Origin of the sequence: Oceanisphaera ostreae (assembly GCF_042676125.1) — a bacterium.
GTDB lineage: Bacteria > Pseudomonadota > Gammaproteobacteria > Enterobacterales > Aeromonadaceae > Oceanimonas > Oceanimonas ostreae.
Genome location: NZ_JBHTJS010000060.1, coordinates 21,901 through 37,998 on the forward strand (window position 1 = coordinate 21,901; position 16,098 = coordinate 37,998).

Below are 16,098 nucleotides of genomic sequence, written 5' to 3' on the forward strand. Positions count from 1 at the left end.
CCTGTTGGCGCCATCTACAGACAACTCGGTTCTTAAGGAGAGACTACAGAGATCGGCTCCCACGACCGTGTAATACCAGGGTCGGTATTTCCCGAGCCCCCATGGATGGGTTTATGGTGGGTTGTGGGAGCTGGCTCTGTGGTCTCTCGTAACCCGTTTTAAAATAGATCATATTTTTACTTAGACTAGTATCACTCCTCACGACATGAGCCTTTAACCATAAAAAAAGCAGCGCCTAGGCGCTGCTTTTTATGCACTACGTTATAGCAATAGCGGTTTAGATATCTAAGTTAGCTACTCGCAGCGCATTCGCTTCAATGAACTCGCGACGCGGTTCAACGTGGTCACCCATTAGGGTCGAGAACAACTGATCGGCAGCAATCGCATCTTCAATTTTCACCTGCAGCATACGGCGAGAACCAGGATCCATGGTGGTTTCCCACAGCTGATCGGGGTTCATTTCACCCAAGCCTTTATAACGCTGCACATAGAGGCCACGCTTACTTTCGTGCATCAGCCATTCTAGGCCTTCAGCAAAGGTATTAACCTGTTTGATTTTTTCGCCGCGCTTCACATACGCGCCTTCTTCCATCAGGTTGGCAATGCCGTTACCCAACTCGACGATACTGCGATATTCACCCGAGGCAAAAAAGTCATAGCTAATAGGGAATTCACGCTCAATACCGTGCTGGCGTACCTTTACCTTGGGCAGGTAGCAGCTACGCTCATCGAAGAACTCATAGTCCAGCACGTATTCGGCGCCGTGAGTATTGTCTACGATAAGTGAGGTATTAATAGCCTTCACCCAAGCCGCCACTTCAGCTTCATTAGTCAATGCTTCTATCGTTAACGCAGGCTGATAAATTAACTCGTTCAACACCACCTCAGGCGCACGACGAGCTAAGCGCTCAATGAGAATCTCCACTTTACGGAAATTCTTCACCAGCTTCTCAAGATGCTCACCGCCAATGGCGGGGGCTGACTCGTTAACGTGCAAGCTAGCGCCGTCCAGAGCCATATTGGTTTGGTACTCCAGCATGGCATCTTCGTCTTTCAGATACTGCTCATGCTTGCCTTTTTTCACCTTATACAAAGGCGGCTGAGCAATATAAATGTAACCGCGCTCAACGATTTCTGGCATCTGACGATAGAAGAAGGTCAGCAGCAGGGTACGAATGTGCGCACCATCCACGTCCGCATCGGTCATGATTATGATGTAGTGATAGCGCAACTTATCCGGATTGTATTCGTCACGACCAATACCACAGCCTAGAGCGGTGATCAGGGTCGCTACTTCTTGAGACGACAGCATCTTGTCGAAACGGGCTTTTTCTACGTTTAAGATCTTACCCTTCAACGGCAAAATAGCCTGATTTTTACGATTACGTCCCTGCTTGGCAGAACCACCCGCCGAGTCACCCTCCACTATGTAGAGTTCGGACAATGCTGGGTCTTTCTCTTGGCAATCGGCCAACTTACCTGGTAACCCGGCTAAGTCGAGCGCGCCTTTACGGCGAGTCATGTCACGGGCTTTACGCGCCGCGTCACGGGCACGGGCTGCATCGATAATTTTAGTAACGATGACTTTGGCGTCTCCGGGGTTTTCTAGTAAAAACTCCGCTAGGCGCTCGTTCATCGCTTGCTCAACCGCGGTTCTCACTTCTGAGGACACTAACTTGTCTTTGGTTTGCGAAGAGAACTTAGGATCTGGCACTTTCACCGAAATCACCGCAGTCAGGCCTTCACGAGCATCATCGCCAGAAGCCGAAGTTTTGGTCTTCTTGCTATAGCCTTCCTTGTCCATGAAGTTATTCAAGGTACGGGTCAGCGCCCCTCTAAAACCGGCCAAGTGAGCGCCACCGTCGCGCTGGGGTATATTGTTGGTAAAGCAGAAGATATTCTCTTGATAAGAGTCATTCCACTGCATCGACACTTCAACCGTGATTCCGCCGTCTTGCTCACTCACAAAGTGAAACGCTTTAGGGTGGATCGGCGTTTTATTCTGGTTTAAGTATTCAACGAAGGCACGGATGCCACCTTCATACTCAAAGTGTGCCTCTTTATCGGTCTGCTCATCGGTCAGACGGATTGAGATCCCTGAGTTTAGGAACGACAGTTCACGCAGTCGTTTCGCTAAAATTTCAAAATGAAATTCGGTATTCGTGAAGGTTTCATGGCTAGGCCAGAAACGGATTAAGGTACCGGTCTTTTCGGTATCGCCCACTACCGCTAACGGTGCTTGTGGCACCCCATGGCGATAAGTCTGCTCATGTACCTTGCCGTCACGCCACACAGTCAACTGCAAGGTTTCAGACAAGGCGTTCACTACAGACACACCCACACCGTGCAAACCACCAGAAACTTTATAGGAGTTATCGTCGAATTTACCGCCCGCATGCAATACGGTCATGATAACTTCGGCGGCGGAGCGGCCTTCTTCTTCGTGAATGCCTACTGGAATACCACGGCCATCATCGGATACCGACACCGAGCCGTCACCATGAATGATGACGACGATGTCTTTACAATGTCCGGCTAAGGATTCATCTATCGAGTTATCCACCACCTCAAACACCATGTGGTGTAGGCCGGAGCCATCGTCGGTGTCGCCGATATACATACCCGGCCGTTTACGGACGGCATCCAGACCTTTTAATACCTTAATACTCGAAGAGTCGTAAGTGTGTTCACTCATTGGCTTACTCGCACTCCTGGTGTTCGGTGATTTCACCCTGTTTCACATGAAACAGCTTGCTGTTATCCCGTGTGATCATCTGACTAAGCTGGGCCACATCAATGGCGGACACAAAAACTTGGGCACCCAATGCGTTCAATTGGTGTGCCAGTAATGCCCGCTTGTGCTCGTCCAGCTCAGACGCAAAATCGTCAATTAAAAAAATACAGTCCTGATTAGATTCAGTTTTTAGGTACCGGCCTTGGGCCAGTCGCATGGCACACACCAGCAACTTAAGCTGGCCCCTAGACAATAAATCTTGCACCGGCATGCCGCGCGCTTTGATCCTGATCTCGGCTTTGTGGGGCCCCGAATGGGTGTACCCCAAACCTAAATCACGCTCTAGGCCCTGCGCTAATACCTGAGCTAAGTCCGTTTGCCGATCCCAGCCCCGAAAAAAATCGAACGTAAAATCATACTCAGGCAGAAAATCTGCCGCTATCGAGCGGATAACCGGCTCAATAGCCTCGGCATATTGCTGCCTGAATAGACTTAACTCTTCGGCTATAGTGACCAATTGTTGGTCCCAATAGCGCAGCTCTGTGTATGGTCGTTGTTGGCGTAACAGCGCATTACGTTGTTTTAACAGCCGGCGATACTGTCCCCAGACGGTAAAAAAACGCGAATGAGAGTAAAACAGCCCCCAATCAAGATATGCGCGTCGTAACTTGGGCCCGCCGGTTAATAGATTATACCCTTCTGGGTGGATCAACTGAATGGGTAGAATGTGCGCCAGATCGGCTAATCGTTCGGCAGCGCGCCCAGCTATCTTTAATCGGGTATCGCCACCGCGAGTTTTGCTTAAGCCAACGGGTAAACTATCGTCACCCTGGCAAATTCGCGCAAACAAGGTAAAGGCAGATTCGCCTTGATGTATCACCCGGCCCGTTAGATGGGTGCGAAACGAACGCCCCACACCTAAATAATGAATGGCTTCCAAAATACTGGTTTTGCCACTGCCATTGGCGCCAATAAGTACATTAATACCAGTGGCCGGTATTAACCGGCCATGAGCAATATTACGAAAATCTTTTAACTGCAGGTTAAGCAATGCCATGTTTACAATCGCATCGGCATCACGACATACAGTGCATCTCCGCTATCTTCAGCCTCAATCAGGCCACTGCTGCTGGCATCTTTTAGGCTGATTTTTACTTTATCAGACTTGAGCGTGCCAAGCACATCCAGCACGTAAGACACGTTAAAGCCAATTTCCAGATCCGTGCCCTGATAATCTACATCCAGCATCTCTTCTGCTTCTTCTTGCTCTGGATTGTTGGCCGTAATCTTTAGTACTTGGGCTTGCATATTGAGCCGCACGCCACGAAACTTTTCGTTCGATAAGATAGCCGCTCGCGAAAACGCTTGGCGTAGCTCGTCTCGGCCACAAATCAGCGTTTTATCGCACTCCCGCGGCAATACACGGCGATAATCCGGGAAACGGCCATCGACCAACTTAGAGGTGAAGATAAAGCCTGGCGTCACCGCGCGAATATTATTTTTGCCAATTTGTAAGCGCACATCCTGATCTTCGTGCTCTAACAATTTTACCAGCTCGAGCACGCCTTTGCGCGGTACTATTACCTGCTGGGCTGGCAGAGCCTCGGCCAGTAACTGACGCTGGCATGTGGCTAAACGGTGGCCGTCGGTGGCCACGGTGCGCAACAGTTGACCATCGGTTTCAAACAGCATGCCGTTGAGGTAATAACGCACATCTTGAATGGCCATCGAAAACTGAGTCGACTCGATCAGCTTCTTTAGTGCCAGCTGATTAATGTCGAACTCCAGCTCCGAGCTCCATTCTTCAATATTGGGGAAGTCTTCGGCGGCGAGCGTCGCCAAGTTAAAGCGGCTGCGGCCCGAGCGCAAAATAAGACGCTCACCTTCCTGAGAGAATCGCAGCTCGGCCCCATCGGGAAGACCACGGCACAAGTCCAGCATCTTACGCGCTGGCACGGTAATGCGCCCCGGTGTCACCTCACCTTGCAGTTCAACCCTAGCAATCATTTCAACTTCGGTATCGGTACCGGTCATCGATAAGGAATTATCGCTAACGCTCAACAAAATATTGTTCAGGATCGGCAGATTAGGGCGGCCGCCCAAGGCACTGGACACCAGTTGCAAGGGCCGCAATATGGCTTCGCGGCTGATAGTAAACTGCATGAGGTTCTCCGATTCAGGAAGATAAGGTGCGGATAAGATTAGAGTAATCTTCCTTTATATCATGACTCTCTTCGCGCAACTGGGCAATTTTTCGACAGGCATGCAACACGGTAGTGTGGTCTCGCCCGCCAAACGCATCGCCAATTTCCGGCAAAGAGTGGTTGGTCAACTCTTTAGCCAGTGCCATCGCGACTTGGCGGGGACGAGCCACCGAGCGTGAACGACGCTTAGATAATATGTCTGACAGCTTTATTTTATAGTATTCGGCCACGGTTTTCTGGATATTATCCATGGTCACCAGCTTTTCTTGCAGCGCCAGTAGATCACGCAGCGCTTCACGCACAAAATCGATATTAATGGCACGGCCAGTAAAGTTGGCATTAGCCATCACTCGGTTTAGCGCACCTTCAAGCTCTCGCACGTTAGAACGCAGGCGTTTGGCAATAAAGAAGGCCACTTCGTGGGGCAGACGCATTTTATTTTCATCGGCCTTGCGCATTAAAATCGCCACTCGCGTTTCTAGCTCTGGCGGCTCAATGGCCACCGTTAAGCCCCAACCGAAGCGAGACTTAAGGCGATCTTCTACGCCCACTATCTCTTTGGGATAGCGGTCGGAGGTGAGAATAATTTGCTGATTACCTTCTAACAGCGCATTAAAGGTATGAAAAAATTCTTCTTGGGATCGCTCTTTATTGGCAAAAAACTGGATATCGTCAATTAATAAAGCATCCACGCTGCGGTAATAGCGTTTAAATTCCTCGATGGCGTTGTTTTGTAAGGCTTTTACCATATCTTGCACGAAGCGCTCTGAGTGCATGTAAATCACTTTGGCATCGGCTTTTCGGGCACGAATACCGTTAGCGACGGCGTGCAAGAGGTGAGTTTTACCCAAACCGGTTCCGCCATACAGAAATAACGGGTTATAGGCGCCACCGGGATTTTCCGCCACCTGCTGAGCGGCCGCACGAGCCAACTGGTTCGATTTACCTTCTACGAAGTTCTCGAAGGTATAGTTGGCATTAACATTACTCTTGTAAACAAGCTGTGGCTTATCTTCAGCCCGCTCGACCCAAGAAGGCACAATATGCGCGGGAGCTGATTCTTTATTATTCGACCGACTGGGTGCGCTTGCTTGGCGACTGTCGGTGCTGGCCATTAAATTGACTGGTGTGCGTTTTTTGCCCACCTCAAATTTCATTTGTGGACAGTTACTGCCACAAAATTCGCTGAGTAAGCTATTGATCCGTAGTAAATATTTATCCCGCACCCAATCCAGTACAAAACGGTTAGGGGCAAACAGGGTTATAGTGTTGTCACCCAGCTCCGCCTGCAGCGGCCGGATCCACATACTGAATTCTGCCGAGGGCAATTCATCTTGTAGCCGGTTAAGACACTGCTGCCAAAGCGTAGTGCTCATCAGAACTCCTGAAGTAAAGGGATCAATCAAGGGGTGGTTATTCTACTGAGGCAAGGGCAGGATCTCTAGCGGGATCGTCATGATCCTGTAAAATATGATCCTTGACTTCTGTGTATAACTTATGAGTCATGCACAGGTTCCCTGTGGTTATGAACAAGAATATAAACAACGCTGTCATAAGCTATTTGTACGCAACTATTTAGTAATGATCATTTTTTGTGACGTCGATCATAGTTTAGGTTATTGTGATCACCAATAATCGTAGTGTTATTTTTGACCACTGAGTATTATTCTCAATAATTTATGGTAGTGTACCCGCAACTTAGCCACCGTAAAAACAGTGACTGGTTCCATGTACACTTTAAGGAGACATGCATGAAGAAGACACATTATTTAGCAGGAATCGTATTGATGTCAGCCACGGCAGCAATGCCAGCTTTTGCAGCTGACGAGTGTACCCTGGAAATAAATAGTAATGACGCAATGCAGTTTGACCAAAAAGAGATGAGCGTACCCGCCAGCTGTGAAGAAGTAACTTTAACTCTTCATCACACAGGTACTTTGGCTAAAAACGTAATGGGTCATAACTGGGTGCTAAGCACCACAGAAAACATGCAGCCTATTGCAACCGACGGCATGAGCGCCGGTGTTGACCACGACTATCTGAAAGCTGATGACGAGCGTGTTCTTGCACACACTGATGTTATTGGTGGCGGTGAAAGCAGCAGCGTAACCTTCAGTACTGCAGATCTGAAAGCTGGTGACGATTACAGCTTCTTCTGCAGCTTCCCAGGTCACGTAAGCATTATGAACGGTAAATTCAGCATCACTGAATAAGCCCTTCTCTAAGTGCCTGCCTATGCAGGCACTTTATTCTTCGCCCTCCGCTTTATCCCTCTCGATTGTTCACTCCCTTTTTGTTTATTCTCTTTTAAATTGCCAGTACTCAACTACAGATCCCATAAAAGCCTGTTCGCTCCTAGGCAACTAGCTAGCCACCTCTGACATGCTCAACCAACTAAAAGTACGCTTATTGTTAGCTGACACTTTGCCGTATATTGCGCGGCCAAGAAGTCTTTAAGCGTAATTTCCCACTGAACCTACATTAGGGTTTGTTGACCTTCGAGATGATTTTTGCAGCTGTTTATAGCAATAAAAATGCAAAAAAAAGGCCAGCATAAGCTGGCCTAAAAACTCTGGAAGCAATGTGAGCAATGTCGCGCCTTCAAAACCTGTCTCCACTTACTGCATAGCTAGAAACTGTGAGAGTCATTCCTCGAAAGCAAGTTAATGCTAATCGTTATCATTAGTAATTGCAAATAGATTTACGACTTTCTCATTTATTTTGTCTTTAACCGTATTCGGCATCGCTGAACTACACTAAATGCAATAACAGCAGGAGGGAGTCTGTATGAACAAACACTGGTTATGGGTCGCAATATTCGTGCCCGGCATGCTGCTTGCCGATGAAATAGAAGATACTCACGCTGAAATTAAGCAGGCGATCACCGCGGGTACCGAGGCATATCAGGCGGGTGAGTTATCTCAGGCGGTCACACAATTTGATTATGTATCTACCTTAGTTCGCCAGCTGCAAGCAGGCGAATTAGGTAATTTATTTCCCGAGCCACTATCTGGCTGGAAAGCAGATGAGGTAGAAAGTCAGGCAGGATCCACAGCTTTTTTTGGTGGCGGCATTAATGCTTCTCGCAGCTATCGCAAAGATGGCGGCCAGTTAGAGATCAGCATCACCAAAGACTCTCCACTACTGCAAACCATGGGCATGCTATTTACCAACCCCAGTATGGCTACCATGGGCGGCTATAAGGTTAAGCGTATCAAGGGGCAAACCGCTATGATAAAAAGTGAAGGCAACAGCCAAGAGCTACAAATGATGGTGGCCAACAGTATCTTGATCCAAATAACAGGTCGTGGCATTAACGAAAATGACCTCAAGGCCTATGCCGAAGCACTGGACATTGAGGCCATCACAAAACTTTAACCGTTACTCTATTTTTAGTGGCTAGTTTGTACTCTAACACCTGCCTCACCCACAAACTTGCTGCTTAAATATTTAAGCAGCAAGCCATAGGCGGGCACAAACAATACCAAACTGAACAGCAATTTAACGCCATAATCTACCCACGCAATTTCGACCCAGTGCTGAGCCATAAACGGGTCTGGCGAACGATAAAATGCCAAGCTGAAGAAAACTAAGGTATCAACCAGATTACCGAAAATAGTCGAGCACGTCGGTGCCACCCACCAAGCTTTGATTTGGCGTAGTCGATTAAACACCGATACATCCATGATCTGACCCAGCACATAGGCCATAAAACTAGCTAACGCGATGCGGGCAACAAACAAGTTGAACTCGGACAGCGCCGCTAGCCCTTGGTATTTGGCTTCAAAAAACAGTACCGACAGCACATAAGAGCTAGCCAGCGCCGGTAGCATCACCAATAAGATGATACGTCGCGCCATAGCCGCACCAAAAATGCGTACCGTGAGATCGGTTGCTAAATAAATGAACGGAAAACTCAGCGCCCCCCAGGTGGTATGAAAACCAAACAGAGTAAAAGGCAGCTGCACCAGATAGTTGCTGGCGGCAATAATAGCGACATGAAATAAAGACAGCCTGAATAAGGCCGTATTGTACTGCTGAGGTGAAATAACCATGTTTTACCTTTTTGATTTATGGGGTTAGGGAACCCATTCCGGAAACGGCGCTTAGTATAACTAGCCGTGCGGCATTAACAACTGCTTTAATTTTAATCAGAGCCGGAATGTGTGCGTCGCTATGCTACCTGTTCGCTGCACGCTTGTCTTTACCTGAAAGTAAATTCCATACTCTTAGGCCAAACACATTCAGACCTAAACCCAGCATGACCAGTATAGCGCCCATCCACTGGGCCGACGTAAGTTGCTCATCCAACAACCATACCGCCGAGCTTAACCCCACCACGGGTACTAAGAGTGAAAAAGGGGCTACCATACCGGTAGGATAACGCTGTAATAAACGGCTCCAGAGGCCATATCCCAATAGAGTCGCGATAAAGGCGAGATACACCAAGGCTAGTAGTGTATGGCTACTAATATGGCGCAAGGCCTCTGCTATTTCCGCCGGTCCTTCTAGCCAAAACGACAGTGCTAAAAAAGGTAAGGGCGGCACCAAGTTACCCCATACAATAAGGCCAATTAAATTAACGCGGCCTATTTTTTTGGTCACTATATTACCCAGAGCCCACATGGCCGATGCCGCCAGCGTGAAGCCCAAGCCCAGCATGGTCATGGTGCCATCACCACCATAGCCAATGGTCGCTAAGCCTGCAGCCGCTACCAGCAAGCCCGCCAAATGCATGGGTTTAATCTTTTCGCCTAACAATAAAGCGGCAAAAAAGAGGCTAAAAAAGGCTTGGGATTGTAGTACGAGAGAGGCAAGACCCGCAGGCATACCATTGGCCATGGCGTAAAACAGAAAAGCAAACTGGCCTAATGAGATGGTACCGCCATACGCAATTAACCAGCGCCAAGGAACTGCGGGCCGCTTAACCAGCAGCACGGCAGGAAAGGCTACCAAGGTAAAACGCAGGGCTCCCAGCAACATGGGCGGCACGTCATCCAAACCGGCGAGGATCACCACAAAGTTCATGCCCCACACGCCAATTACTACTAATGCCAACAGTACGTCTTTGGGTGCCATAATAAGTTTCCTGTTAAGTTATGCGCCAGTTTTAGCCGGTCGCCTTACACTGCTAAGAAAAATCGGTCCGTTGCTTAAAGGCTTTAAAAAAACCAAGGCATATCTGCAACGGAAGAACGCGGAAGGCACGGAAAAATTAAGATGAGATAAGAGCGACAAGGGCCAAAGATATTTTATATGGTAAGACCAAGCCTTTGGCTGCGCAAAACTAAGAGCGGTCGAATGAATTCGACCATAGGCTTGGTACTCGGCGCTGTCTCTATCTTTCACTGACAGCTTACGGCTTACGGCTGAACGCTGCCGCAGGCCGGTTCCACTGCAGGGTTAGCCAATCGGCTACTTCTTGGTCGGCAGCACAAAAAGGCTGCAGCCAAGCGCAATCAGCATAGTGCTGAAAACACAAGAATATCCGACTTCCTTCAAAGCCCAACAACCATTGATGATAGTCCGCTCCCTGCTCTCGCTCTATTAGCTCTAATCCCAGCTCGCTTATTAGCTGTTCGGCCCACTTGGAAAAGCTAGTAAAGGTTAGCGGCTGAGCCGCCATTAACATAGTGGTGGTCGATAACATGGTATTACTCGCATAGATAGTGATCGCCATACGTCTTAAGCCCTACGCTGCCAGTCAAAGAAAAGCGATTTTTTTCTCTTGAACTTACGGCGTACTGCGTCAGACGTAAAATAAATTAAGAGCTACAAGAAATAGATAAGGTCTCTGCCCAGTCAGGCGCAGGCATGGCGTAAGCATTAAACTCGGGTTGTTCGTCAAAAGGTCGTGCTAACAGCATTAATAGCGTGTCGGCTTCTGACATATCACCCTGCTCTGCCTGCTCGATAGCCTGTTGCGCTAAATGATTACGTAATATGTATTTAGGATTAATCGCATTCATTTGCTGCTCTTTTTCGGCCTGTGTTTTGCCCTCTTGCGCCAGTCGCGTCTGATAACGAACAAACCACTCGCTCCAAGCCGTCGCGTCGCTTAACAAGGCCTGCAAATTTGTAGGCACCGCTCCCGATGGAGCTAGCTCTGCCAAACGACGGAACCAGCAAGTATAATCCACTTTTTGTGCCGCCATTAAAGCGAACATATCGCGAAATAATGCCGGATCTTCATCTTCCCATGTCGTTAGACCCAGCTTTTGACGCATGCCCTGCGAATAGGTAGACATTAGCTGCTGCTCATAACTCCCCAGCGCCTGCTGCAACGCTTCAATCTCGATCACCCCAGACAAAGATTGCGCCAAACGCTGCAAGTTCCAGTAGCCCACCGCTGGTTGCTGATCATAGGCATAACGGCCAGCGTGATCCGAGTGATTGCAAATATGATCAGGATCGTAAGCGTCCAAGAAGCCATAAGGGCCATAGTCCAGCGTTAGGCCCAACATCGACATATTGTCGGTATTGAGCACCCCATGGCAAAAGCCCACCAGCTGCCACTGTGCAATCAAGGTTGCGGTTTTTTCTACTACTCGAGCAAATAAAGCGGCATAACCGGTAGCGTCTTTACTGAGATCTGGCCATTGCGTATCAATCAGATAGTTCAGCAAGGTAGGAATATGCTCGGGCTTACCGCTGTAATAAAAGAACTCGAAGTGGCCAAAGCGTAGATGGCTGTGTGCTGCGCGTAATAACCCCGCGCCTGGCTCAACTTGCTCACGATAGACTGGCTCTTTACTACCCACCAGCGCCAGCGCACGCGTAGTCGCAATGCCTAGATGGTGCATGGCTTCCGACGCTAAATATTCTCGCAGTGATGAGCGCAACACAGCTCGGCCATCGCCAAAGCGCGAATAAGGGGTTTTGCCAGCTCCTTTTAAGTGTAAATCCCAGCGCTGACCGTTAGGGCCGACAACTTCTCCTAGTAACATAGCGCGGCCATCTCCTAGCTGCGGACTAAAACCACCAAACTGGTGGCCCGCATACACTTGAGCAAATGGCTGCATGTCCGGCATAAGCTGCTGGCCACTGGTGATGTCTCGCCACTGCGCCTCAGACAGCGCCATGCCCAGCTCATCGGCTAAATCTGCATTGAGTAACAGTAATCTAGGCGATAGCAACGGTGCGGGAGTTACTGCGGTGCCGGCCCAGTCAAATTTGGCGTATTGATTATCTATGCGCATGTTTCTGTCCTTTCACCGTTAACTGTATTTAATTTTGGCCCAAGCTTACTTTATACTGCCGCAGCCAAATAAATAACGATGGTTGATGGCTAATGGTTGCTCTAGCTTAACCTAGCATTGCTAGCCTAGCTCCTGTCGTCAGCGACCGTTATTTGTTTTGGAAGCAATTTAAACGATAAAAATAATAACGGAGTTAGTAATGAAAAAACTGATCATAGCCGCAGCTGCCTTCACCCTACTGAGTGCCCCCGCCTTTGCTGCTGGCAATGCTGACGCAGGTAAAGCCAAATCGGCGGTATGTGCTGCATGCCACGGTGCAGAAGGAATATCAGCGATGGATATTTATCCTAATCTCGCCGGCCAAAAAGAAGCATACCTAGCGAGCCAACTACAGCACTTTCGCGATGGTCAACGTGACAATCCCATTATGGCGCCAATGGCTAAACCTTTATCCGATGCTGATATCGCCGACTTAGCAGCTTATTACGCCAGCCTATAAGATCCGCTGCAAGCCGTCAGCTTTAAGCCTGCCTCTTAGCCACATCTTTTTGTTGACGTTTTGGGTGTAAGTCAGGCAAAGCGCACTACTCCGTTCGACTCGCCGTAAACCCATCCATGGGGGCTCCGCCGCGCCTTCCCTGGCGCGGAGGGTCGACGGAGCAGACGCACTCTGCCCTCCCATATGCACCTGAGCTGCCTGTTGCTACTATCAATCGGCGCCAAAACTTTAAGAAGACAACACCGAGCAACAGGTTCGGCGCTTTCTTTAAGCTCGGCGCTCGGCATTGAATTTATTGTTTGTCTGACAGCTGACGGCTTACTTATCAGTCTTGTTGGCGCAGTAGGGCCAGAAAGGCGCCGCCGTAGCGTGCTAGTTTGGTGGCGCCAATGCCGTTAATTCTTAGCAGTTCGGCTTCTGTTTTTGGTCGATAACGCGCCAGCTCGGTGAGCGTGGCATCACTGAACACCACATAGGGCGGCACGTCTGCCTCATCGGCCAGCTGCTTACGCAATTTACGCAGTTCCTGAAACAAGGCTTTGTCTTCTGGCCGCGTTAATGCCGCTTCGCCTTTGTCTTTTTGTTTAACTCGCACTACCAGTCGCGGTTCGGCTAGTTCAAGTCCCACTTCGCCGCGCAAGACCGGCCGCGCGGCTTCGGTTAACTGCAGCACCATGTTGCGGGTAATATTTTGGCTGAGTAAGCCGCAGTGAATAAGCTGGCGGATCACGCTCACCCAGTGTTCTTGGCTCTGGTCTTTACCTATGCCATAGGTCGACAGTTTGTCGTGACCATACTCACGAATACGCTGGGTATCGGCACCGCGCAACACCTCTACTACATAAATAACGCCGAACCCCTGCCCAACTCGATATACACAAGACAACGCTTTTTGTGCATCTTGAGTGCCGTCGTAACGTTTCGGTGGATCAAGGCAAATATCGCAGTTACCACAGGGCTCGCGCTGATACTCACCAAAGTAATTAAGTAACACCTGACGCCGACAAGTGATTGATTCGGCGAAGGCCGCCATCACGTTAAGCTTATACAGTTCAACTTGGGTCTGTTCGGCATTCTCGTTGTTTTCTAGTAAGCGGCGCACGCGACCGACATCGCCTGGGTCATAGAGCAGCAAGGCTTCTGCGGGCAGGCCGTCACGACCGCCACGGCCAGTTTCTTGATAATAAGATTCGATATTCTTCGGAATATCGTAGTGTACTACATAGCGCACGTTGGGCTTGTCGATGCCCATGCCAAATGCCACTGTGGCCACTACTATGTCTAAGTCATCACGAATAAAACGCTCTTGCACCGACTGGCGTACTTCTAATGGCAAGCCTGCATGATAACTGGCGGCTTTATGACCACGGCCAATTAAGCGCTCGGTCATTTCTTCTACTCGTTTGCGGCTAGAGCAATAAACGATGCCGCACAGCCCTGGCTGCTCGGCTACATAACGCAGTAGCTGATCGGCGCCCTTAAACTTCTCTACCAAGGTATAGCGAATATTGGGCCGGTCGAAGCTGGCAATATGAATGAGCGGATCGGTTAGGTTAAGTCGGTTCAACATATCCTGCTGAGTCGCCTCATCGGCGGTGGCAGTCAGCGCCATTACCGGTATATTCGGGAACCACTGTTTCAGGCGACCTAACAGCGCATACTCCGGCCGAAAATCATGCCCCCATTGCGAGATACAGTGCGCCTCGTCGATGGCAAACAAGCCGAGTTCTAGCTCACCCAACCGTTCCATAAACTCTTGTTGTAGCAGCCTCTCTGGCGACACATACACCAGCTTCACCTCGCCACGGCGTATGGCGGTAAAATGGCGCTGCATCACTTCGCGACTCAGCGAACTATTGATATATACCGCCGCCACCCCGTTTGCTACCAAAGTATCCACCTGATCCTTCATCAAAGAGATCAGCGGCGACACCACTATGGTTAAGCCGGGGCGTAATAAGGCCGGGATTTGATAACAGATAGATTTTCCGCCACCGGTGGGCTTAATCACCAGCGCATCACGCCCGGCAATCACGGTGTCGATGATTTCTTGCTGGCCATCACGAAAACTCTGATAGCCAAATACCTGCTGCAACACCGCCAAAGAGGTGTCGGGAATAGGAGCGGGATCAGCTTGTTCGATTAAGGAAGTCATGTCAGCCTGCAAGATAAAAGCGGATTAGCATTGTAAAGCAGGGGGCACCAACAATGAAGCTCACCAAGTATGAAGCATGCCCTGAATTACTCTGCTGCTAAGTGTAGTCTAGGGTCTGTTGACCTTTCGCGGTTAAGTTTTGTTCGAGTTAAACGCGTTTAGCCGACCCCGCAGGGCAGCGTTTGTAGCAGCTTTCTACTGCGTTATCGCTCGTATTTATGAAAAGAGGGAAGAGTGACTACATGGCATAAGCGATGCTTTATATACTCCCCCACAAACTGCTGAAAAATCATCTCGAAAGGTCAACAGGCCCTAGAGAGCCCTTGCTAATTACTGGCCAACTCCGGCTGATTGCCGCTACACTACGTCTCAATTTACAACTCTTAGATATACAAAACATGGAAAAAGATCAGGCCAGCAAGGGTGCGCTGTATGCCTTGGGCGCTTATACGCTGTGGGGCATCGCGCCCATGTACTTTAAACAGCTCACTCAGGTGCCTGCTTATGAAATTTTAACGCATCGGGTGATCTGGTCTTTTTTGTTATTGCTGATGCTACTCAGTGCGCTTAAGTTTTGGCCGCGAGTGCGGGCTATGTTGCGCCAACCTAAATATTTAGCGCTGCTAACGCTGTCATCCTGCATTATTGGTTTGAATTGGCTGGTATTTATATGGGCGGTCAATAACAACCATATGCTGGATGCCAGCTTGGGTTATTACATTAATCCCTTATTCAATATCGTGTTGGCCATGCTGTTTTTGGGCGAGCGTTTTCGACCCATGCAGTGGGTCGCGGTAGCGCTGGCTGCCAGTGGAGTGGTGATACAATTAGTGGTGTTTGGCAGTTTGCCTTGGGTGGCTTTGGTACTGGCTATTTCTTTTGGCTTTTACGGATTGATCCGTAAGAAAGTACCGGTCGATCCCATTACCGGTTTAACGATAGAAACCTTGGTGCTATTACCGTTAGCTGCTATTTACTTATTTGGCGTTGCCGATAGTACTACCAGCCAGATGAGCAGCAACTCACTCAATACTAATTTATGGCTGATCTCGGCCGGTATTGTCACGACCGCTCCCTTATTAATGTTTGCCGCTGCGGCCAAACGACTTAAGCTATCAACGCTAGGGTTTTTCCAATATATCGGCCCCAGCCTGATGTTTTTGTTGGCAGTATTACTCTATGACGAGCCTTTTACCCAAGATAAAGTGATCACCTTCGCTCTTATTTGGTGCTCGCTGGTGATTTATAGCTGGGATGGGATTAAACAAAAGAAAAAACAGGCTCTACGCTAAGCGCCTTAAGCTGTA

13 protein-coding genes are annotated in these 16,098 nt (G+C 49.1%); 4 read left to right on the forward strand and 9 right to left on the reverse strand.

Annotated features, from left to right (window positions below; genetic code table 11):
* Positions 1 to 277 precede the first annotated feature (277 nt).
* Genes gyrB through dnaA form a run of 4 tightly spaced genes read right to left on the reverse strand, consistent with a single transcriptional unit; the run spans position 278 to position 6,314 of the window.
* Complete coding sequence (gene gyrB / locus ACFQ1C_RS14915) at positions 278 to 2,695, reverse strand: DNA topoisomerase (ATP-hydrolyzing) subunit B (protein ID WP_379559469.1); 2,418 nt, start codon at positions 2,693 to 2,695, stop codon at positions 278 to 280.
* Positions 2,696 to 2,699: 4 nt separating this feature from the next.
* Positions 2,700 to 3,791 carry a DNA replication/repair protein RecF gene (gene recF, locus ACFQ1C_RS14920; RefSeq protein WP_379559470.1) on the reverse strand — a complete coding sequence of 364 codons (1,092 nt, stop codon included), beginning with the start codon at positions 3,789 to 3,791 and terminating at the stop codon, positions 2,700 to 2,702.
* Positions 3,792 to 3,793: 2 nt separating this feature from the next.
* The gene (dnaN, locus tag ACFQ1C_RS14925) at positions 3,794 to 4,897 is read right to left on the reverse strand and encodes a DNA polymerase III subunit beta (RefSeq protein WP_379559471.1); all 1,104 of its coding nucleotides are present in this window, start codon (positions 4,895 to 4,897) and stop codon (positions 3,794 to 3,796) included.
* A gap of 13 nt (positions 4,898 to 4,910) precedes the next feature.
* Entirely contained in the window at positions 4,911 to 6,314 is a 1,404-nt protein-coding gene (gene dnaA / locus ACFQ1C_RS14930) for a chromosomal replication initiator protein DnaA (protein ID WP_379559472.1), read from the reverse strand.
* A 375-nt stretch (positions 6,315 to 6,689) separates the two neighbouring features.
* Between dnaA and azu the strand changes: the two genes are divergently transcribed.
* Together azu and ACFQ1C_RS14940 are read left to right on the forward strand one after the other, a co-directional pair.
* Positions 6,690 to 7,151 carry an azurin gene (gene azu, locus ACFQ1C_RS14935; RefSeq protein WP_379559473.1) on the forward strand — a complete coding sequence of 154 codons (462 nt, stop codon included), beginning with the start codon at positions 6,690 to 6,692 and terminating at the stop codon, positions 7,149 to 7,151.
* Positions 7,152 to 7,725: 574 nt separating this feature from the next.
* Positions 7,726 to 8,316 carry a hypothetical protein gene (locus ACFQ1C_RS14940; RefSeq protein WP_379559474.1) on the forward strand — a complete coding sequence of 197 codons (591 nt, stop codon included), beginning with the start codon at positions 7,726 to 7,728 and terminating at the stop codon, positions 8,314 to 8,316.
* A gap of 14 nt (positions 8,317 to 8,330) precedes the next feature.
* Here ACFQ1C_RS14940 and ACFQ1C_RS14945 read toward each other — a convergent pair whose 3' ends face one another.
* The 4 genes from ACFQ1C_RS14945 to ACFQ1C_RS14960 form a co-directional block, all read right to left on the reverse strand.
* Entirely contained in the window at positions 8,331 to 8,993 is a 663-nt protein-coding gene (locus tag ACFQ1C_RS14945) for a 7-cyano-7-deazaguanine/7-aminomethyl-7-deazaguanine transporter (protein ID WP_379559475.1), read from the reverse strand.
* Between the two features lie 124 nt (positions 8,994 to 9,117).
* The gene (locus ACFQ1C_RS14950) at positions 9,118 to 10,017 is read right to left on the reverse strand and encodes an EamA family transporter (RefSeq protein WP_379559476.1); all 900 of its coding nucleotides are present in this window, start codon (positions 10,015 to 10,017) and stop codon (positions 9,118 to 9,120) included.
* A gap of 277 nt (positions 10,018 to 10,294) precedes the next feature.
* Positions 10,295 to 10,618: a DUF3630 family protein gene (locus tag ACFQ1C_RS14955; RefSeq protein WP_379559477.1), complete on the reverse strand. Its 324-nt coding sequence runs from the start codon at positions 10,616 to 10,618 to the stop codon at positions 10,295 to 10,297.
* Between the two features lie 85 nt (positions 10,619 to 10,703).
* Positions 10,704 to 12,137 carry a protein adenylyltransferase SelO gene (locus ACFQ1C_RS14960; RefSeq protein WP_379559478.1) on the reverse strand — a complete coding sequence of 478 codons (1,434 nt, stop codon included), beginning with the start codon at positions 12,135 to 12,137 and terminating at the stop codon, positions 10,704 to 10,706.
* 199 nt (positions 12,138 to 12,336) lie between these two features.
* On the opposite strand from ACFQ1C_RS14960, the gene ACFQ1C_RS14965 reads away from it, so the two are divergent.
* Positions 12,337 to 12,636: a c-type cytochrome gene (locus tag ACFQ1C_RS14965; protein ID WP_379559479.1), complete on the forward strand. Its 300-nt coding sequence runs from the start codon at positions 12,337 to 12,339 to the stop codon at positions 12,634 to 12,636.
* A 325-nt stretch (positions 12,637 to 12,961) separates the two neighbouring features.
* On the opposite strand, the gene recQ is transcribed toward ACFQ1C_RS14965, so the two are convergent.
* Positions 12,962 to 14,791: a DNA helicase RecQ gene (recQ, locus tag ACFQ1C_RS14970; RefSeq protein WP_379559480.1), complete on the reverse strand. Its 1,830-nt coding sequence runs from the start codon at positions 14,789 to 14,791 to the stop codon at positions 12,962 to 12,964.
* A gap of 398 nt (positions 14,792 to 15,189) precedes the next feature.
* Here recQ and rarD point away from each other — a divergent pair, with 398 nt between their 5' ends.
* Positions 15,190 to 16,083, forward strand: a complete 894-nt coding sequence (rarD, locus tag ACFQ1C_RS14975; protein ID WP_379559481.1) for an EamA family transporter RarD — start codon at positions 15,190 to 15,192, stop codon at positions 16,081 to 16,083.
* The last annotated feature ends 15 nt before the right edge of the window (positions 16,084 to 16,098 follow it).